General features: G+C 58.3%; 18 protein-coding genes. 13 read left to right on the top strand and 5 right to left on the bottom strand.

The features are described 5' to 3' along the window. The first annotated feature begins 24 nt into the window (after positions 1-24). The 3 genes from QKE19_RS06165 to QKE19_RS06175 are packed head-to-tail and all read left to right on the top strand — an operon-like array spanning position 25 to position 3197. The gene (locus QKE19_RS06165; protein WP_048734054.1) at positions 25-645 is read left to right on the top strand and encodes an FxsA family protein; all 621 of its coding nucleotides are present in this window, start codon (positions 25-27) and stop codon (positions 643-645) included. 38 nt (positions 646-683) lie between these two features. Beyond that, positions 684-2372, top strand: a complete 1689-nt coding sequence (gene lnt / locus QKE19_RS06170) for an apolipoprotein N-acyltransferase (RefSeq protein ID WP_347890603.1) — start codon at positions 684-686, stop codon at positions 2370-2372. Positions 2373-2384: 12 nt separating this feature from the next. Then, a complete protein-coding gene (locus QKE19_RS06175; RefSeq protein WP_016422816.1) occupies positions 2385-3197 on the top strand; it encodes a polyprenol monophosphomannose synthase in 813 nt (270 codons plus the stop codon). A 322-nt stretch (positions 3198-3519) separates the two neighbouring features. Here the strand turns inward: QKE19_RS06175 and QKE19_RS06180 are convergent, their stop codons facing one another. Beyond that, positions 3520-3909: an RNA polymerase-binding protein RbpA gene (locus QKE19_RS06180; RefSeq protein ID WP_005511311.1), complete on the bottom strand. Its 390-nt coding sequence runs from the start codon at positions 3907-3909 to the stop codon at positions 3520-3522. An 81-nt stretch (positions 3910-3990) separates the two neighbouring features. Between QKE19_RS06180 and QKE19_RS06185 the strand changes: the two genes are divergently transcribed. From QKE19_RS06185 to QKE19_RS06205, 5 genes are all read left to right on the top strand, one after another. Continuing rightward, positions 3991-4383: a hypothetical protein gene (locus QKE19_RS06185; protein WP_224783748.1), complete on the top strand. Its 393-nt coding sequence runs from the start codon at positions 3991-3993 to the stop codon at positions 4381-4383. Between the two features lie 17 nt (positions 4384-4400). Next, on the top strand, positions 4401-5111 hold the full coding sequence (locus QKE19_RS06190; protein ID WP_070429697.1) for a YceI family protein: 711 nt from the start codon (positions 4401-4403) through the stop codon (positions 5109-5111). 190 nt (positions 5112-5301) lie between these two features. Then, the gene (locus tag QKE19_RS06195) at positions 5302-5520 is read left to right on the top strand and encodes a hypothetical protein (RefSeq protein ID WP_049193535.1); all 219 of its coding nucleotides are present in this window, start codon (positions 5302-5304) and stop codon (positions 5518-5520) included. Positions 5521-6034: 514 nt separating this feature from the next. After that, positions 6035-7471, top strand: a complete 1437-nt coding sequence (locus QKE19_RS06200; RefSeq protein ID WP_347890604.1) for a hemolysin family protein — start codon at positions 6035-6037, stop codon at positions 7469-7471. 3 nt (positions 7472-7474) lie between these two features. Beyond that, positions 7475-8512, top strand: coding sequence for a hemolysin family protein (locus QKE19_RS06205; RefSeq protein WP_101739063.1), 1038 nt, complete (start codon positions 7475-7477; stop codon positions 8510-8512). Between the two features lie 64 nt (positions 8513-8576). Here QKE19_RS06205 and tpx read toward each other — a convergent pair whose 3' ends face one another. Then, on the bottom strand, positions 8577-9074 hold the full coding sequence (gene tpx / locus QKE19_RS06210) for a thiol peroxidase (protein ID WP_049193539.1): 498 nt from the start codon (positions 9072-9074) through the stop codon (positions 8577-8579). Between the two features lie 174 nt (positions 9075-9248). On the opposite strand from tpx, the gene QKE19_RS06215 reads away from it, so the two are divergent. Beyond that, positions 9249-9533: an Lrp/AsnC ligand binding domain-containing protein gene (locus QKE19_RS06215; protein ID WP_005511316.1), complete on the top strand. Its 285-nt coding sequence runs from the start codon at positions 9249-9251 to the stop codon at positions 9531-9533. Positions 9534-9571: 38 nt separating this feature from the next. On the opposite strand, the gene QKE19_RS06220 is transcribed toward QKE19_RS06215, so the two are convergent. After that, on the bottom strand, positions 9572-11281 hold the full coding sequence (locus tag QKE19_RS06220) for an FAD-binding dehydrogenase (protein ID WP_347890606.1): 1710 nt from the start codon (positions 11279-11281) through the stop codon (positions 9572-9574). Positions 11282-11398: 117 nt separating this feature from the next. Continuing rightward, on the bottom strand, positions 11399-12853 hold the full coding sequence (locus QKE19_RS06225; RefSeq protein ID WP_347890608.1) for a class I SAM-dependent methyltransferase: 1455 nt from the start codon (positions 12851-12853) through the stop codon (positions 11399-11401). Between the two features lie 187 nt (positions 12854-13040). Here QKE19_RS06225 and QKE19_RS06230 point away from each other — a divergent pair, with 187 nt between their 5' ends. Further along, a complete protein-coding gene (locus QKE19_RS06230) occupies positions 13041-14462 on the top strand; it encodes an NAD(P)/FAD-dependent oxidoreductase (RefSeq protein ID WP_049170497.1) in 1422 nt (473 codons plus the stop codon). Between the two features lie 92 nt (positions 14463-14554). On the opposite strand, the gene QKE19_RS06235 is transcribed toward QKE19_RS06230, so the two are convergent. Then, positions 14555-15118: a PaaI family thioesterase gene (locus QKE19_RS06235; RefSeq protein ID WP_224433479.1), complete on the bottom strand. Its 564-nt coding sequence runs from the start codon at positions 15116-15118 to the stop codon at positions 14555-14557. Between the two features lie 114 nt (positions 15119-15232). On the opposite strand from QKE19_RS06235, the gene gndA reads away from it, so the two are divergent. The 3 genes from gndA (at position 15233) to QKE19_RS06250 (ending at position 19751) form a co-directional block, all read left to right on the top strand. Beyond that, positions 15233-16675 (top strand): NADP-dependent phosphogluconate dehydrogenase, encoded by a 1443-nt coding sequence (gene gndA / locus QKE19_RS06240; RefSeq protein WP_172954611.1) that lies wholly within the window; start codon positions 15233-15235, stop codon positions 16673-16675. Positions 16676-16722: 47 nt separating this feature from the next. Beyond that, positions 16723-18336 carry a bifunctional hydroxymethylpyrimidine kinase/phosphomethylpyrimidine kinase gene (locus QKE19_RS06245; protein WP_070546160.1) on the top strand — a complete coding sequence of 538 codons (1614 nt, stop codon included), beginning with the start codon at positions 16723-16725 and terminating at the stop codon, positions 18334-18336. A gap of 80 nt (positions 18337-18416) precedes the next feature. Next, positions 18417-19751, top strand: coding sequence for a DEAD/DEAH box helicase (locus QKE19_RS06250; protein ID WP_222865657.1), 1335 nt, complete (start codon positions 18417-18419; stop codon positions 19749-19751).

Genomic DNA, 19751 nt, shown 5'->3' on the forward strand with positions numbered 1-19751 from the left:
TAGTGGCGGTTACACTGGGGAACTATGAGCAAGTGGTTCACAATTATTTACCTCATCGCCGAGATTGCGGCCTTTATCGCACTTGGTGAATGGATTGGCTATGGCTGGACCGTCCTGCTGGTTCTGGGTCTATTCATTCTGGGATTGGTTTTCGCCGCCATCGAGTTCAAGCGCATCTACCAGAAGTTGCTGCTGGATACTTCTCGTACTCTTACTGAGTACGGACAGAAGCATCCGGAGGAGGCAATCAAGCGCTCGGCAAAGGGCGCGGGACACTTTGTGGCTGACTCGGCAATCCTGTTGGTTGGCTCTTGGCTGATTGCCCTGCCGGGCGTCGTCTCCACGGTTGTTGGTTTCCTCATGGTGCTACCGCCGACTCGCTGGCTGATTCGTAAGAGCGGATCGGTGGCGCTGCTCAACGGACTCCGCAACTTCAGTGACCGCAGCATGATGGTGGTCTCTCAGTACGGCATGAACCCGGGTGCTCCAGGAACTGGCGCTGGTGCTGGCGGTTTTTCGGGTTTCCCTGGATTCTCTGGTGGTTTCCCGGGTGCGGATGGCAAGGCCTTCCCACAGGATAAAATCGTCCCACCGGCACCGGACAACGCCTGGGATGATGACCAGGACGACAGCGACAAGCGCTAACTCAAAAACTCGCAAACGTAGAGAGTTCTCTTATACAAGTGCACACTAACCGCCAAGCGCGCTCCAGCGAGCACGGGAACGTCGCTCAGAAAGACGCTTCGAAAGACATTCTGGAGAATCCGAATCGCTGGCAGGCGCGCTTTCGCGCGCTTACCCCACTAAAGCAGCGCCTCGTTCTCGCCTTCATTGCAATCCTCGCTGGTGGATTGCAGTTCTTAAGCTATGCGCCCATGAGCTGGTGGTGGACGGCCTGGATCGGCCTCGCCCTGCTCATTTTTGCCTTCTTCTGCGCAGCCGATTGGAAATCCAGCGTAGTGGTGGGCTTCAGCTGGGCAACAGCGACGGCTCTTTTCTCACTGCCGTGGATCGGCTCCTTCGTCGGCATTGGCCCCTACGTGGCTCTCTCAATTGTGCTGGGACTGCTCGCAATTCCGGCGGCGTTTGCGATGTGGCTGATTGCGCAATCCAGTTTCCCCCTCGCGCTGAAGCTCCCTGGCATGGCCGCTGCGCTCGTGGCAGGGGAGGCGCTGCTAGCCCGCTGGCCTTTCGGAGGCTTCCCCTGGCTCCGCGTTGCCTGGGGGCAGGTCGACGGCCCGCTGGCCCCAGCAGTGGCAATCGGCAGCACTGCACTGGTCACTTTCCTCGCTGCTTGCGTTGGTGCGGGTCTGGTCGCGCTCACGCTACGTTCCTACGCAACCTCCGCTGCGCTTTTGGTGGGAGCGTTATTCGTCGGCTGGGCTCTTCCTGCGTGGACCCAGCCGCTGCCTGAGCCTACGGCCGCTGACAACACCCGTGTCGCGGTTATCCAGGGCAATGTTCCGCGCCTCGGTTTAGAGTTCAATGCCCAGCGCCGCGCAGTGCTGCAAAACCACGCCGATGCCACCAATGAGCTGGCACGACGTGTCCACCAAGGTAAGGAACAGCAACCGGACATCGTTATCTGGCCTGAAAACTCCTCTGATGTCAGCCCGTTTACGGATGGGGAAGCGGCACGCATTATCGAAAATGCCGCGATGAATATTGGCGCTCCCATCGTGGTCGGCACCTTCACCTACACCAATGGGGTGCAAAACACCATGGTGGTCTGGGATCCACAGACCGGCCCCGGCGACCAGCACGAGAAAATCTATCTCCAGCCCTTCGGCGAGACCATGCCATTCCGCGAGCTACTGCGCCACTTTTCCGACATGGTCGCTCACGCCGGAGACATGACTCCGGGCAACGGCGATGCCGTGGTCACAACGCCAGGCACAGATGGTTTAAAGAAGGTCAATCTAGGCGTGGCCACCTGTTACGAAGTGGTCTTCGATGGCGCCTTCCGCAACGCGGTCAACCACGGCGCAACCATGCTGGCCACGCCCACAAATAACGCCACCTTCGGTTTCACCGACATGACCTACCAACAGCTGGCCATGAGCCGCATGCGAGCCATGGAGTTCCAACGCTCCACGGCCGTCGCCGCAACCAGCGGTGTGAGCGCAATTGTGGATGCGCACGGAGACGTCGTAAAGCAGAGCAAAATCTTCGAGCAGAAGGTACTCACTGAAACTCTGCCTCAGTACGCCCACCTGACTTTTGCAGCCCGCTTCGGGACGTGGATTGAAGGTCTACTGACCGCATTCGGTATTCTTTGTGTGGTTGGTGCCGTCCTGCGTCGCCGTGGCGGAGATGCCAGGGCAGGCGCAGATGAAGTTGATGGCCGGGATACTGAGCAGAACATGCACTAAGGAGAATCACGAGTGACTGCCCTAAATGAGTCGACGCTGGTTGTCATTCCCACTTTCAACGAGCGGGAAAACCTGCCGGGCGTGATTGCACGCCTGCGCGCAGCGGAGCCTCGCGTCGACATTTTGGTTGTCGATGACTCTTCACCAGACGGCACCGGTGAGCTCGCCGATGAAATCGCTGCCGCTGACAAGTCGGACAACGGCGAAGAGCACATCTACGTCCTGCACCGCGAGGGCAAGGGCGGTCTCTGGGGTGCGTACCGCGCGGGCTTCGCTTGGGGTCTCGAGCGCGACTACGAGGTTCTCTGCGAGATGGATGCCGACGGCTCCCACGCACCAGAGCAGTTCCATCTGCTGCTGGAGAAGCTCGAGGACGGTGCCGATGTCGTCATCGGTTCCCGCTACATTCCGGGCGGCAAGACCGTCAACTGGCCAATGAGCCGTCAGGTTCTCTCCCGCGGCGGCAACCTCTACATCTCGCTGGCGCTCGGCGCGGGCATCTCGGATATCACCGCTGGCTACCGTGCTTATCGACGGGAAGTTCTCGAAACCCTTGACCTCGAGAACATTGGCAAGGCTGCGTACCTGTTCCAGACCGAGCTCGCTTTTGAGGCTGTACAGGCGGGCTTCTTGGTGGAGGAGGTTCCGATCACCTTTACTGAGCGCGAGTACGGCGAGTCCAAGATGGATGGCAGCTTTGTGAAGCAGTCTCTGCTGCAGGTCACCAAGTGGGGATTCAAGCACCGCTCGCAGCAGGTAAAAAACCTGGGGTCGGAGATTGGTCGCCTGGCTGGTCACGAGTTTAAGCAGCGATTCCGCAAGTAGGGCTAGGGCAGCCCCAAAGATTGCGGCCTACCTGTGTGGAGACGGGCTGCCTGTATGACTGCGGGCTGCAAATGTGAATACGGGCTGCCTGTATGAATGGGGGCTGCAAATGTGAAACTGTCTTAGTTTATGACAGTTTCAAGCCATTTTTCAGGCCATTTTTGTCATAAACGCAGTCAGTAACTCGGATCGGCCCGCCGCAGCCAGGCACCAACAAAAAACGGGCCCGAATAAGGAGCAAAACCTTATCCGGACCCATTTTGCAGCATGTAATTCACAGCTGCAGCGCCCTAAAGCTCACTAGCGCAAGCCAGCTCAAACCTTAAGCGTTCTTCTCTGCTTCTTCGGCTTCCTTCTGAGCCTTCAGCAGGCGAGCGGCGTTACGACGACGCTTGCGCAGCAAGTCAACACGCTCATCCAGCAGCACGTCGAGCTCCTCGATGGAGCGGCGCTCACGGAGCATGTCCCAGTGAGTCCTCGGCGGCTTCACCGGCTTGGCTTCAGTGCCTTCGCCTTCAACCAGCTCACCAATTTGGCCATTCTTGCACAGCCATTCACCTGGAATTTCCGCGTCATCCGCGAATGGGACCTCGAAGATCTCACCGGATTCAGTGCGGTAGCGGACCATCATTCGCGGCGCGAGGTCATGATCGCGATCGGTCTCATACGAAACGGCGCCCATGCGACTGCCACGAAGAACTCGATCTGCCATGTGGAACGTGCCCCCTTTGGTAGAAATACTAGACCACACATTATAACGCCTTAATCTGTATTCATGCCATAATTGACTTCTGTGTCAGATCAAAAGCCGAGCACAACTACTGCCAATTGCCAGTGGTGTGGCCGCGAAATGGAGGTCGCCATCCGCGGTCGCCGTCGCAAGTTCTGCAGCCAAGCCTGCCGGCAGCGCGCGTACGAAAAACGCACTGGCGTAGCAAAAGGCGCTTCCAGGCCGATTGCCGAGCGAATCAATTCGGATCTCACGCTAAAGACCGCCACCGATGCCACGAGCAGGCCGGCGGGCGATGACGTCGTAAAGCGAATAGGGGACGGGCTCTTCGAAGTACGTTGTCTCGCCGAAGACTTGCGCACCGCGCTTGACGACGGCATGGAGACTGCCGTCCTGCAGGAGATTACGCAGGAATTGATTATGAAAACGCGCGAGGTGGAACGGTTTATCCCATAGCGGATTAAAAGGATAGGATGAGCACTATGAATTCTGGTGTCCGTAAGTCAATTATTACTTTGATAGCCGTTGCAGTTGTTGCGCTCGCAATTGTTATTGTGGGGCCAGTTTTGTATCGCGTTTTCACGCATGAAGGGGTGCGTACAGAGGATTTCGAGGCCACGGAGCTGCCTGCAGCAACAACTGATGCGAATGGCACCTGGAAGATTATCGGTGGCGATAACTCACAGAACACCTCCGTTGGTTTTACTTTTAACGAGGTACTGCCGGGCAGCAGGCGGACGACGTCCGGTTCCACTCACGATGTCACCGGTGAGCTGAAGGTTGCTGACAACAATCTTGAGGACGCATCCGTTGTTGTTGATATGGCAACTCTGACTAGCGATATTGAACGTCGTGACATCAATGTCCGCAACAATATTTTCAGCGTTGAGCAGTACCCAGAAGCTAAGTTTGAGCTTGCAGAACCACTCGATATTTCGAGCATTCCAGATAACGGCCAGTGGGCGAATATCGAGATTCCGGGACGCCTGACCATCCGCGGTGTCACCAATGATGTCACCGTACCAATGAAGGCCGCTCGTACCGAAAACTTGGTTTTGTTGTCGGGCTCTTTGCCAATCAACCGCCTGGATTACAACGTGCGCCTGCCACAGTTTGTAGCTGCATCCATCGAGGAGAACGGCGAACTCAATCTGCGCATTGTCGCAGAGAAGCAGGACGCGTAGGACGCGTAGGTTTCGCGGCTGGCAGACACAGCCATCTAAAGAGAATCGCAGTAGCGCTAATCCAAAGAGGCTTATAGCCAGCGAAAATACACCTCGATTCGTCACTGTGACGCAATAAAGCCATTTAGTCACACACCACAGAAGTCCTGCCAAAAACAATTTTGGTAGGCCAGTTGGGAGTCACAACGATATGAACACCTACGAAGCAATGCTGCTCGCACGAAAGGTGCGAATGGTACTACTGATTATCTTCATTGCATTCGTGGCCTACAAGGGCGCGTGGTGGCTCGTGGCTGTCGGCATACTCCTGATTGGCATGACGCTGTGGCAGAACAAGCGGCTGCGGGAAGAGATTGCCGTCCGCAACGCGGATGAGCTTGCAGCGAACGCCAAGGACAATGAGCAATAATCCCGACGGCATAGATCAAGCGCCAAGATAGAACACGGCAGCAGAAAAGCGGCGGCGGAAAAAGCGGCAGCCCTGGAAATTCAGAAAACCCCAGGGCCAACCACTTTCATTATTTGTCCGATAATATACATTATGACATTTTGGCTTTAGGGGTCCGTCCTCCCCATTAGCGCCGATACCGCAGCTACCGCCAGATCTAGCCAGTCATCCAGCCAGCCAGTCAGTCAGATTGTCCCGCCAACCCGCACCGCCATGCCCACTCAGCAAACAACTATTTTTCGCTACACGCCTATTCAGGAATTTTTAGTAAAATTTCTCGCATGCCTGACCTCTCAGACACATCCAGTAGCTCCGACAGACCCGATACGTCAGACCCGTCAGATAGATCTGACTCGTCCGACGACTCTGAGCCTCGCGCCAACGTAGATGGGCTCTCTGTAGCCGCTGTAAGCGCAATCACCGCAGCAACCGCAACCGCCTCAACGACCGCAGCAAACACTTCAGGTGATGCCGCGTGATTGTATCCGCGCTCATTGTATTCGCAGCTTTTCTTTTCCTCGTTTTCGCCAACGCAGTTTTCGTTGCTGTCGAGTTTTCCTACCTCACGGTTAATAGGAATGACGTCAAGAAGGCCGCAAACGCCGGCTCAAAGTCCGCATATTTAGTAGACCGCGCCCTATCACGCACCTCTACTAACCTCTCCGGCGCACAGCTGGGAATTACGGTCACCAGCCTCGTCGCTGGTTTTCTTACCGGTCCTTCCCTCGGCGTGCTCCTCGAAGCCGCTTTTGGTGGCACTAGCGTCTCTCCCGCCACCGTCACTGCAATCAGCACTACGGGCGCTTTCATTATCGCAACCTTCACTCAAATGGTCTTTGGTGAACTCGTTCCCAAAAACTGGGCCATCGCCGAGCCCATCAAAGTCGCAAACCTCGTGGTCAGGCCGCAAAATGCCTTCATGTTTGCATTCGGCTGGCTGGTCTGGCTGCTCAACAGCGCGGCTAATTGGGTACTAAAACGGCTCGGCTTCTCCCCTGAGGAAGAGGTTGCCAGTGCCAGAACCGCGGAGGAACTCCGTGCCGTCGTCACGCGCTCTAGCGATGAAGGAAAGATTAACCCGCAGACCGCCGAGTTGGTGGCGCGATCAATTGAGTTCGGCGAGCGCACTGCGGCTGATGTGATGACGCCACGCACGCAGATTATCTTTATCGAAGATCAGAGTGTCGCAGAGATGCTGACGGTCGTCGCAGATTCTGGACATGCACGCTTCCCCGTCGTTGGCAATAGCGTCGACGACATCCGGGGCGTGGTGCACTACACCGACCTGCTCAGCGTGCCACACGCACAACGCTTGACGACGTCAGCTGCGAGCCTGGCCAAAGATGTGCTCGTGGTGAACGATTCGACCACGCTTGATCCGCTGATGCGTCAATTGCGGGAGGATGCATACCAGTTCGCGGTTGTCGTCGATGAGTACGGCGGTACGGACGGCATTGTGACGCTGGAGGATCTCGTCGAGGAAATCGTCGGTGAAATTGACGACGAACAGGACGATCGTTCGTTGCTCTACAGCCGGATTAGCCTCAATACGGTAATTGTTTCCGGTCTCATGCGCCCTGACGAGTTGGGAGAGATCCTGAACCTGGTTCTACCGGAGGGCGAAGAACCCGACACGATTGGCGGCTTCATCACCGAGCGCTTAGATCGCATGCCGCGCTTCGGCGACACCGTCACGGTCGAAGCCACCGACCACGAAAACCTCGATGAGGAGAACTTGCCTACCACCGCTGAAGTCGCCTTCCGAGTAGAGCGCATGGCACGTCACCGCGTTGGCCGTATTCGTGTCCAGGTGGACCGCGTCGGCAACAAGGTCGCGCACACGGATGAAGGCGCTCATCAGGACGGCACCAGTCACAACCACGTCGAGCACAACAGCGAACAGGAGGGCTAAAACATGCCACTACTTACTCTTATTTTGCTGTTAGCCCTCAACGCCTGGTTTGTCGCCGCTGAATTTGCGATGGTCTCGGCTCGCCGAGACCAGATTGAACCGGATGCCGTCAGCGGCTCTACCAGCGCAAAGTACGCGCTGCGCGGTATCGAAAACGTGTCGGTCTCCCTGGCGGCAACACAGCTGGGCATTACCGCCTGTTCCCTGCTCATCGGTGCCGTCGGTGAGCCTGCGATTGCGCACTTCTTCGAGCCCTACATGACAGCGCTGGGACTCCCCGCGGGCACCGCCCACGTGGTTGCGCTGGCGTTGGCGCTGCTAATCGTCACTTTCTTACACATGGTTGTCGGCGAAATGGTGCCGAAGAACATCGCTGTTGCGGCTCCCAGTCCGACGGCGAAGTTCGTGGCTGTTCCGCTGTATGTGATTGTGCGGGTGCTCAATCCGGTTATCTGGGCGATGAATACGACGGCGAACATCGTGGTTCGCAAGGTTCTTCGCGCCACTCCGAAGGACGAGGTCGATTCCTCCTTCACCGCTAGTCAGGTGCAGGATTTCGTCGCCGAGTCCGGGCGTCAGGGCCTTCTCGACAATGACGAGCTCGCGCTCCTCCACAAAGCTCTCGGCTTCGAGCATCTCACCGCCGCGGATGTCACTATGCAACTCGACACCCTCGTTACCATTGGCCCCGACGCCACCGTCGCCGACATCGAAGAGCTCAGCGCACGCACGCGCTTTTCCCGCTTCCCCATCACCGATGCCGATGGCAGCTTCATCGGCTACCTTCATGTCAAGGATTTGCTCTCGCTTGACGACGGTCACCGCGACCGACCCTTCCCGCGGAATCTGATTCGCACCTTCGCAAGCGTCAGCCCGGATGCCAAGCTCCAGACGGTCATGCGGCTGATGCAGCGCGAGCAGGCTCACTTTGCCTTGGTGACGGAGGAAAATAGTACTTCGGAGAACTCTGTCAGCGGAATCGTTGCGCTGGAGGACGTACTAGAAGAGCTCGTCGGCGAAGTCCGCCAGGCAACAGCCTAGCGCGTGCGCCGACGAGCCCCGTCGATTCCAGCTGGTTACTTGCTGCTGAAAGCTTGTTAGCTAATTACTTCAGTGCAGCCAGTGCGGAGTCGTAGTCCGGCTCCGTGGTGATCTCATCGACCAGCTGGTTGTAAATGACCTTGCCCTCTTCGTCAGTGACGACTACGGCACGAGCAAGCAGGCCAGCGAGCGGGCCATCCTGCTGGACAACACCGAAGGCTTCGCCGAAGCCGTGGCGGAAGTCCGAGGCAACCTCAACGTTGTCCAGGCCTTCTGCAGCGCAGAAGCGGCCGAGAGCGAACGGCAGGTCACGCGAAACATTAACCACGACGGTGTTGTCCAGCCCAGCAGCGTCCTCGTTGAAGTGACGCACCGAAGCTGCACAAACACCGGTGTCTACCGACGGGAAGATGTTGTAGACGACCTTCTTACCAGCGAAGGTCTCATTGGTGACCTCGGCGAGGTCACCACCGGTGAGGGTAAACTCCGGAGCCTTGTTGCCCACCTGGGGCAGGTCTCCGGAAAGCTGGACTGGGTTGGACTGAAATGCGGTTTGTGTCATAGCGCCCTTTTTACCGCCTTTCGTCCGGATCCTCCAGGCTGTTTTCTGGAAATCAGTAGAATCGTGACAGAAATGAAATTCCGGGCCGCAGTATCTTGAGCAATCTTTCGTACCTTGCGGTCCGGGCCACGCTATTCAGCGGGCCCCACGTTTATACTCCGAGGAAAGGCAGCCATGAGTTTGATTACCGCAATTGTGTCCATCGATGTCGAAGCTGACAAGATTCCGGAGGCCGCCGAGACCATCGTCGAGATCGACGGCGTGACTGAGGTCTACTCCGTTACTGGTGACTGGGACTTGGTCGTCGTGGTGCGCGCAACTAATCACGATGATTTGGCGGAAATCATTCCAAATCTCATCAGCAAGGTCGACGGTGTTATTCGCACTCAGACTCAGCTGGCTTTCCGCACCTACTCTCAGCACGACCTGGAAAGTGCATTCTCCATCGGGCTGGAGTAGCCGCGGATTCTTCCACCGAGCCGTGCGGTATGCGGGAGCTACTTAACCACTTCCGCCATCGCGCGGCCTGCCTGGCGGCCACTGAAAATACAGCCGCCCAGGAATGTACCTTCCAGCGCGTTGTTGCCGTGAACGCCACCGCCACCGAAGCCAGAGGCCTCGCCTGCAGCGTAGAGCCCCTCAAAAGGTGTTCCGTCCGGGTGCAAGCACTGGCCGTCGAGGGTGGTCTCGATGCCACCGAGCGTCTTGCGGGTCAGCATGCGCAGACGAATAGCAATCAGTGGGCCGTTCTTCGGATCCAAAATCGGTGATGGCGGCACGGAGCGGATGATCTTGTCCCCGAGGAAGTTCCGGGCCACGTTGACGTAATTGACCTGGTAGTCCTTGGAGAAGGGATTACCGGTCTGCATATCGCGCTGACGAATCTGCTCCTCGAGCTTCTCCAGGTCAATCTTCGGCGCTGCGGCTCCGGACTCCCCGCCCGAGCTCGCCTCCACAATCTCGTTCATCCCCTCGACCAGCTTTGGCAGATCGTCGGCAACCACCCAGTCTTCGCCGTTATCCATAAACGCCTGAATAGGTGCGGCAACACCAGAGGTCACCTTGCCAATCAGCTTCTTGATCTCCTTGTCGGTCAGATCCGGATTCTGTTCTGAGCCAGAGAAAATAAACTCTTTGCCCACGATGTTCTTATTCAGCACAAACCAGGAGTACGAGTGTCCGGTGGCCAGAATGTGCTTCATCGTGCCGACAGTATCGGCGCCCGGAATATATGGCGCTGGCAGGCGGTTTCCTTCTGCGTCGAACCACATGGCCGACGGCCCCGGGATGATACGGATACCGTGATTCGGCCACACGGGATTCCAGTTCTTCATGCCCTCGGTGTAATGCCACATGCGGTCACGGTTGACGAGGTTTGCGCCGGCCTGCTCTGCAATCTCAATGCCACGGCCGTCAACATGCTCTGGCACACCGCAGACCATGTCCTTCGGCATCTCGCCCAGGCGCTCGGTCGGCCAGCACTTACGCACGGCTTCCAGGTTGCCGCCAACACCGCCCGTCGCAATGCACACGGCCGACCCGCGGATCTCAAAGTCCTCCCCTGTTTCCTCGCGTGACGACGCCACTCCTCGCTCTAAAGATTCACAGGGAACCAGAATCTTGCCACGCACGCCGACGGCGCGGCCATCTTCGACAATCAACTCGTCAACGCGGTGGCGATGGCAGTATTCCACCAGCCCCTTCTTCGCAGCTTCAGCGACCGGCTCTGCGAATACGCGGACGATTTCGGGGCCTGTGCCCCAGGTGAGGTGGAATCGGGGTACCGAGTTGCCGTGACCGTCGGCACGCCCTTCACCGCGCTCAGCCCACCCGACGACAGGCAGGAACTTCACGCCGAGATTGCGGAGGTAGTCACGCTTCTCCCCTGCCGCGAAGTTCAGGTAGGCCTTGGCCCACTTGCGTCCCCAGTTGTCTTCCTCGCGGTCGAACTGCGCGGAGTTGAACCAGTCAGCTTCAGCGAGCTCGCGGTTGTCCTTGACTCCCAGGCGGCGCTGCTCTGGCGAGTCGACGAGAAAGATTCCTCCCAGCGACCAGAAAGCCTGTCCGCCGAGGTTGTTGGCATTCTCCTGATCGACAAGGATGACCTTCTTGCCGGCCTGCGTGGCCTCATACGTCGCGACCAATCCGGCAAGACCGGCGCCGACGACAACAATGTCTGCAGTACGTGTGGTGCTCTGTGCGTTCATAATTTCGTTTTTAGACCCTAAACACCGGCTTTGAGGTGGTTTTGCCTAAAAACGTGATTTATTTTTACAGGCTTTATTTATCTGGCGAATCTCCAACGCGTTCGGAGCTGCCCGCTGCTAGTGAGGTCTGCGTGGCGCATGCACGAGCTCGACCTGCACGAGCGTGACTTTCTCTGCTCGCACGAGCGCTTCAAACAGCGACAGATAGTAATTCCACATCCTCCGGAACACTCTGTCGTAGCCGATACCAGCGGCTTCGCGCGCATGCGCCGCAAAGAAATCTCGCTGGAGCTGCAGGGTCGTCGCAAAGTGCTCCGGAATGTACTCTTCCGCTGCGATGCGCAGGCCGGTTTCCCGGTCCACCATCTTGCGCAGCTCTTCCATGGTGAAAAGCTGCAGCTGCGGCCACACGTAAGCGCGTACGAGGTCCAAGCTGCGCTCGGCGAGCGCATCGAATTTGTCCGTCGCTACCACCATTTGGACGACGATGGTGCCGCGGTCGACAAGCAGACGCTCGGCGCTCTTCAGCCAGCGCAGCGCACCTGCACGACCGAAGGTCTCCAGACGCCCGACGTTGATAACCGCCTCGAAGTCGGACTCGAATTCGCGTGGCGACGGAATGTTGCGATCCATCTGGATCACATCGACCGCGCCGCGCAATCCGGCTTTTTCCACCCGTTCCAGCACCGTTTCGGTGTGGTCATCAGAGACGGTAATAACCTCCGCGCCCGCTCCCCTTTCTGCAGCCCGAAGGGCAATTTCTCCGCCTGCCGACGGCCATTCGGCGACACGGTCTCCGGCCCGGACTCGAGCAAGATCGAGGATGTGCTCAATATTGCGCACCTGGGCATGCAGAAAATCGGCACGCGCGACGGATTTCGGGGCATCGACATAAGTCACGTCAACTGACCAGTGCGAGGGAACCCCACCCTTGCCAGCACCACGGGCATAGTTTTGAATCTGTTCCCGGGACGAGGTTCGCACTCCGGAGGCGAATAGGCCGGAACCGCCCATCAGCAATTCGCCGGAATAGAGCTCGAGCAATGAGGTCGGCAACTCTCCCGCCATATCTGGCCCATCGAGACGCGGACGTGAACGCGCGACTTTCATCAGACCACGTGCCAGCGGCCCCAACGAAGCAATATCGAGCTCGGCGCTGAGCAGTCGGCTGAGAAGCTCTGGCAAATCATCACTGGACCATTCGCCCGCGAGATAGGCCTCCCCCAATCCGAGCCATTCTGAATCAGCTAGTCGAGAATAGAAAACAGGATCAATGACGCTGAAAATGACTGGACGAAACGATTCAGAACTAGTGGGAGATTCACTGCCGCCGCTAGAGCTGGCACCACCGACTCCGTCGATAGCCAAATCGGCGTCACCCGTCGACCGAGTAATGAAGGACTCTCCGACAAACTCACCGGATTCGACCAGTTCAATGCCGTTGTCCTGGCAGAGCCGCTCAAAAGAGCGTTCCATCATTTCGGCACGTTTCGCTAGGAAACGCCCCTCTGGAATACGCGCAACCCGAGGCCATCGCTCTGCGTCAATTGCCTGCCGGCTTGCCGAATTCACCCTGCCCGAACCTCCTAACAATCGCGCCGCATAAAGGTACGAATAACGAACTGAGTTTGCTCTCGAAGCCTACCGCGCAGGGACCCAGAATAGGCGGTGGCGCACCGAGAGGATTACTATTGTGGCTTGCCGGCTAAAAGCCGAATCTAAAACTTCGAGAACTTTAAAGTCTGTGAGGAGAAAATACATGACCGAGACTCCGTACCGCCCGCACTCCGGACGCCCGCACGTGGTCGTCATCGGTTCGGGTTTCGGTGGCTTGTTCGCGGCGAAGAAGTTGCAGGGCGCCGAGGTCGACGTCACTCTCATCGACCGCACTAACCACCACCTGTTCCAGCCACTGCTCTACCAGGTAGCAACGGGCATCCTGTCCTCGGGCGAAATCGCTCCGTCCACTCGTACGATCTTCGACGGTGTTCAGAACGTTCGTGTTGTCAAGGGCGATGTCACCGACATCGACGTCGAAAAGCAGGTTGTGACTTCGGAACTGGGTCACCAGACTTCCAAGTGGGAATACGACCACCTCCTGGTTGCCGCTGGCGCTGGCCAGTCCTACTTCGGCAATGATCACTTTGCCGAGTTTGCTCCGGGCATGAAGAACATCGACGACGCACTCGAAATCCGTGCCCGCATCATCGGCGCGTTTGAGCGCGCCGAGCTGACCGACGATCCCGCTGAGCGCGAGCGCCTGCTGACCTTCGTCGTTGTCGGCGCTGGTCCGACTGGTGTTGAACTTGCCGGCCAGCTGGCCGAGCTGGCTAACCGCACCCTCGCATCGTCCTACCGCAGCTACAACCCGCACGCTGCACGCGTCGTCCTGCTCGACGGCGCACCGCAGGTTCTGCCGCCGTTTGGCAAGCGTCTGGGCCGCAAGGCTCAGAAGTCCCTGGAAAAGATGGGCGTCATCGTCAAGCTTGGCGCGATGGTGACTGACGTCAATGAAGAGGGCGTCACCTACAAGAACATGAAGGATGGAACCGAGGAGTTCATCCCGTCGTTCTGCAAGATTTGGTCCGCCGGCGTGTCCGCTTCCCCGCTGGGCAAGATGATTGCCGAGCAGACTGGCGCCGAGACCGACCGCGCTGGCCGTGTCGTTGTCAACGAGGACATGACAGCTGGTGGCTACAAGAACGTCTACGTCGTGGGCGACATGTCCAACCGCGAGAACCTGCCGGGTGTTGCTCAGGTTGCTATTCAGGGTGGCGAGTACGTCGCCGCCAACATTGCAGCTGAGGCCGACGGCCGCGATGTCGCAGAGCGTCAGCCGTTCGAGTACTTCGATAAGGGCTCCATGGCAACCGTCTCCCGCTTCTCCGCAGTGGTGAAGATGGGCAAGGTTGAGGTTACCGGCTTCATCGGCTGGATTCTGTGGCTGGCCGTCCACCTGATGTTCCTGGTGGGCTTCCGCAACCGCCTCGTCTCCTGCGTCAGCTGGGGCCTGAACGTCCTGGATCGCAACCGTTGGCAGATGGTTTCCACCCGCCAGCAGATGTACGCACGCAACGCCATCGACCGCCTGGCCGAGTTCAACAAGGACAAGGCTGAGCAGGATCTGCCGCTGGAGGTTCGCGACACTCGCCGCGAGCACCGCGCAAAAAGGAACAAGTAGTTAACTTGCAGGTGGCCAGATTAGAAAACAGCTAATCACGACAAGCCACCTGCGAGCTTCCTACCAGGCCCGTTACCACCTATAACGATTTGCTACAGCGGCTTGTCGAGTACCGCAATTCGTAGGTTGGTGCGGGCCAACAGTTTTTCATCTGCCTTGCGGGTGTGCTCAATGCGCCACAGTTGCATGGTGCGCCCCAGGTACTCTGGCTCCGCCGTGGTAACGATTACCTCGCCAGCCCGGGCGGAGCGGTAGAAATCGGTGTTATTGTTCACACCGACGACCGGCTTCTTCGCACCGCAGGCAACGAAACCAGCAATAGAGCCAGCAGTCTCACCTAGCGAGCAATAAACACCGCCATTGGCTAGGCCCCACGGTTGCAGGTGGTCGGGCCCGACCTCGAGCTCCATCTGAATTCGCTCCGGCCCGACATGGACAAACTTCGTGCCCAGCAAGGTATCTAGACCGCCGATTCCGTTATCGCCCAAGGTGCTGTTAAAAACAGCCAGCTCCTCATCGCTCAGCGCTTCCTGGCTAGCCTTCGTCGCCAGTGTCATATAATCGCGCAGCGCCTTCCTCTTCGCCTGCTCGGCGACGGAAGCTGCAGAGTTAGAGTCCTGTGAACTGCCATTATTCGCAATAGTCTCGTCAGTCATGCCAAACATTGTGCCAGCGCACGCCATCACTCGTGGCAGTTTCAACGTTAAAAGCAGTAACAATTTCTGAGTCCCAGATACAACGAACCCCGGCCAGGCTTTAAGATGGTGGGCATGACCGATAACAATGAACTCGCACAAATTGGTGTCGTCGGGCTCGCCGTCATGGGCTCGAATATCGCACGCAACTTCGCCCACAAGGGACACACCGTTGCCGTGTACAACCGCAGTCCGGAGAAAACTCGCACCCTCATCGCTGAACACGGTGATGAAGGCTCATTCATCCCGTCCGAGACCATTGAAGAGTTCGTCGCTTCGCTGGAGCGCCCGCGTCGCGCTCTGATCATGGTTCAGGCAGGTGCCGCTACTGATGCGGTCATCGATCAGCTTGCCGACGTGATGGAGCCCGGCGACATCATCATTGATGGCGGTAACTCTCTTTACACGGACACCATCCGTCGCGAGAAGGCTATTCGCGCCCGTGGCCTGCACTACGTTGGCACTGGTATTTCCGGTGGTGAAGAAGGTGCTCTGACTGGCCCATCCATTATGCCGGGTGGAACGAAGGAGTCCTACGAGTCCCTCGGCCCGCTGCTGGAGTCCATCTCCGCTCACGTTGATGGCGTTCCGTGCTGTACTCACATTTCTTCCGATGGCGCTGGCCACTTTGTAAAGATGGTCCACAACGGCATCGAGTATGCGGATATGCAGGTCATTGGCGAGGCCTACCACCTGCTGCGTGAGGCCGCTGGCCTCACCCCTGCCGAGATTGCAGATATCTTCCGCGAGTGGAATAAGGGCGACCTGGACTCCTACCTGGTCGAGATTACCGCTGAGGTTCTCTCTCAGGCCGATGAGAAGACAGGCAAGCCGCTGGTGGATGTCATCGTTGATGCTGCTGGCCAGAAGGGCACCGGCCGTTGGACGGTCAAGGCCGCTTTGGACTTGGGCATTCCAGTAACTGGTATTGGCGAGGCCGTGTTCGCTCGCGCCCTGTCGTCTTCCCTTGCTCAGCGTGAGGCTGCCCGCAACCTGCCGTCGGGAAGCCTGGCTAAGGCACCGGAAGATCGCGATGCTTTTGTGGAGCGCGTCCGTAAGGCGCTCTACGCTTCCAAGATCGTTGCCTACTCGCAGGGCTTCGATGAGATTAACGCTGGTGCCAAGGAGTACGGCTGGGAGATTGACCGCGGTGCGCTGGCGACCATCTGGCGTGGTGGCTGCATCATCCGCGCACAGTTCCTGAACCGCATCAAGGAAGCGTACGACCGCAATCCGGAGCTGCCGGCGCTGGTACTCGACGAGTACTTCCGTGACCAGGTCACCGAGTGCCTCGACGCGTGGCGCGACGTTGTCGTCACTGCAGCACAGATGGGTATCCCGGCTCCGGTGTTCTCCTCTTCGCTGGCTTACTACGACGGCCTGCGTGCGGAGCGTCTGCCGGCAGCACTGGTTCAGGGGCAGCGTGACTACTTCGGTGCGCACACTTACCAGCGTGTTGACCGCGAGGGTGCTTTCCACACCCTCTGGTCTGGCGACCGCTCCGAGGTTGAAGCGTAGTCTTGAAGTCTGTCGCTTCACGCTCTTGAAGTTAAAAGGGGTCTGAGATGCCATTTCCCAAGAAGGCAAAGCCTGATTTTGTGCCACGAGTTCTTTCCATCGCCGGCACAGACCCAACAGGTGGCGCTGGGCTCCATGCCGATTTAAAATCAATCGCCGCCGCCGGTGGTTATGGCATGGGCGTGGTCACCGCTTTGGTATCTCAGAACACCGTGGGCGTTCGTGCCGTCCACACCCCACCTGTTGACTTCCTCGTCGAGCAGCTGGCTGCTGTAACTGAGGATGTCACCATCGACGCGGTGAAGATTGGCATGTTGGGTTCACGCGAACTCACGCAGGCCGTCACCAACTGGGTTCGGGAGACCAAGCCAGCCGTGGTTGTTCTCGATCCGGTTATGGTCGCCACCTCTGGCGACCGTCTGCTTGACGAAGATGCCATGGACGCAATGCGCGACTTGGTCGCGGAAGCCACCGTCATCACGCCGAATGTTCCCGAACTGGCATTGCTTGCCGACGCCCCGGAGGCCAGCGACTTCACTGAGCTGATTGAACAGGCACTGGAGTTCGCGAGCAAAAACGATGTCATCGTGATTGCAAAGACTGGTCACTTAAGTGATGAGGAAGCCGGCAATGCCGTGGCCTTCCCCGATGGCCAGGTTTTCTTCAGCTCTTCTCCCCGCATTCACACTGAGAACACCCATGGCACGGGTTGTTCGCTGTCCGCTGCTCTAGCCACACGGATTGGTGGGGGCTCAGCGATCAACGACGCCCTGCGCTGGACTACGCGCTGGCTCAGCGAGTCCATTCGTTTCGCGGATAACCTCAACGTCGGCCAGGGGCACGGCCCCATTGACCACGGCCACAGGGCTCGTCGCCTGGAAAAGGTCGCGCTTCGCCGAATGCAACCAGTGCATCTGAACTCCAGTTTTTACCCGGAGGCCGTCGAAGGCACTGATACTGAGCAGCCGCCGAAGGAGCTGGAATCTTTCTTCGGCCACTCACTCCAGATTGCTCCGGCTGGTCCTTTTACTTCCCAGCTGTGGCGGGACATCGAGGACATCGTTGCCGAGATTGGCGGAATGTTCAGCGTCCCCACGATGCTCCGCGGCGACCTTTCCTCGGACGAAACCAACTTCTTCGTAGCGCAAGAGGCCTGGTACTTGCACCAAGTTTTCCCAGTCCTGTCGCATCTGGCAACCAAAGCACCCTGCCCGAAGGAACAGGTTCTGTGGTCGTCACTCGCACAGGAAGCCCTGGTGCGTGCGTTGGAATTGAGCAATAACGGGCTGGAAGAGACTTCTTCGGCGCTCGAGGACATCGAGCCGACAACCATCACACAGCTTTTGCTGGACGTGCATTCTTCCTGTAGCGCTTTCAACCCATATCGGGTCGCCGTAACCAGTATCGTCGCCGAAATGTGGATTGCAACCGAGCTGACTCTGCAAGGAAAATCGCTGGTTGATGAGGATTCCGCGATCGCGAACTGGGTGGAGGTGTATTCCGACCCCGAGTATGTTGACAGTGTTCAGCAGGCTCTCGAGGTCCTTGAAGAGAATATGTCCACGGCCAGCGATGCGGAGCTCAAATCCATCCGCAACATCTTCCGTCGAGCCGCCATTCTCGAGCGCGAGGCCTATGCGCAACCGGGTCGCGGTTGGTAAATGTCATGGGACGGTAGTTTTCCAGTTCACCGGACGTGCCTATTGCATGGCTGTCCGGGGATAGCGGTATTCTAACAAACATGCCCCCTCCTGCTGAGTCCAGTGATTTCAGACAGTTGGGCACGCCGGAAGCGATTGTGAGTATTCTGCGTGCCCAGCACATAACTTCGCCTACTGCCGTGCAGGTGGCGACTTTGCCAGATGCTTTCGCTGGCAAGGACGTTCTTGCGCAGGCCCCTACAGGCTCGGGCAAAACGCTCGCATTCGGCATTCCGCTGGTCGCGTTACTCAATAACGCCTCTCCAGCGCTTCCCGGTTACCCGCGCGCGCTAATTATTTCGCCAACGCGCGAACTCGCAGATCAGATTGCTGATGTCCTCGCTGACATCGGTGCCGCTGCAGGTCTGCGTGTCTTGAGCTTGGTCGGCGGTGATTCCGTGGCCAAGCAGCAGACTCTGCTCGCGGCACCAGTCGATATCGCTGTGGTCACACCGGGTCGCGCACACGATTTGCGCCGCCGCGGTCTACTCAGCCTTGAGCACGTCCTCGCTGTCGTCGTCGACGAAGCGGACATGCTCGCTGACATGGGCTTTCTGCCCGATGTTCTGGGCCTGGTCCGTGCGTGCCCGAAGTCGGCACAGCGCATGGTCTTTTCCGCCACGATTAACGACGACGCCGCGGGGCTTATTCGCGATCGTCGCGCAAGTAGCACTGAAGTTGCGAAGCACAAGGTCACTGCCTCCCGGTTGACCATGCGCAATATGCGGCATCTGTTACTTCGGGTGGAGGACAACAACGAAGCCGACGAAGTGGTCGCCTGGATTGCCTCCCGCAAGGATCAGTGCGTCATCTTCGCCAACTCTAAGGCGCGTGTCGTGCAGCTGGCTAAGTTTCTACAGTTCTACGACATCAAGTTAGGTTTCCTCCACGGCGATCGTGGCCAGGCAACTCGTCGCGCGGTCCTCAAGGCCTTTGCCGAGGGTGAAATCAATGTCCTCGTCACCACGGATGTGGCCGCTCGTGGCATTGATATCGATGCTCTTGACTTGGTTGTGCACGCGGATCCGCCAAGGGATTCCGCGACGTATATTCACCGCTCGGGTCGGACGGCTCGTGCAGGTGCTTCCGGCACGGTAGCGATGATTGTGCGTGACCGCCAGGTTGATCAGGCCCGCGAGCTGCTGGCAGGGGCCGGCGTTGAAGCTGAAGAGCTGCGCGCCGCTCCGGGACTGCCGCGATTTGTCAAGGAACTGGGCGCACGGCGTCCGCGCCGGGCTCGTCAAGATCAGAGCCAATCGGCAGGCGGTGCTGGTGGTGCCGGTTACCGCGGGCGCGGCGGTCCGTCGGCAAGCGGAAAGAATCGTGCTGGCGGTCGCGTACACCGCCCCAAGCGAGGGAAAAAGAAGAAGAGATAA

The sequence above is a fragment of the Corynebacterium sp. c8Ua_99 genome, assembly GCF_039907185.1.
Taxonomy (GTDB): Bacteria; Actinomycetota; Actinomycetes; order Mycobacteriales; family Mycobacteriaceae; genus Corynebacterium; species Corynebacterium jeikeium_D.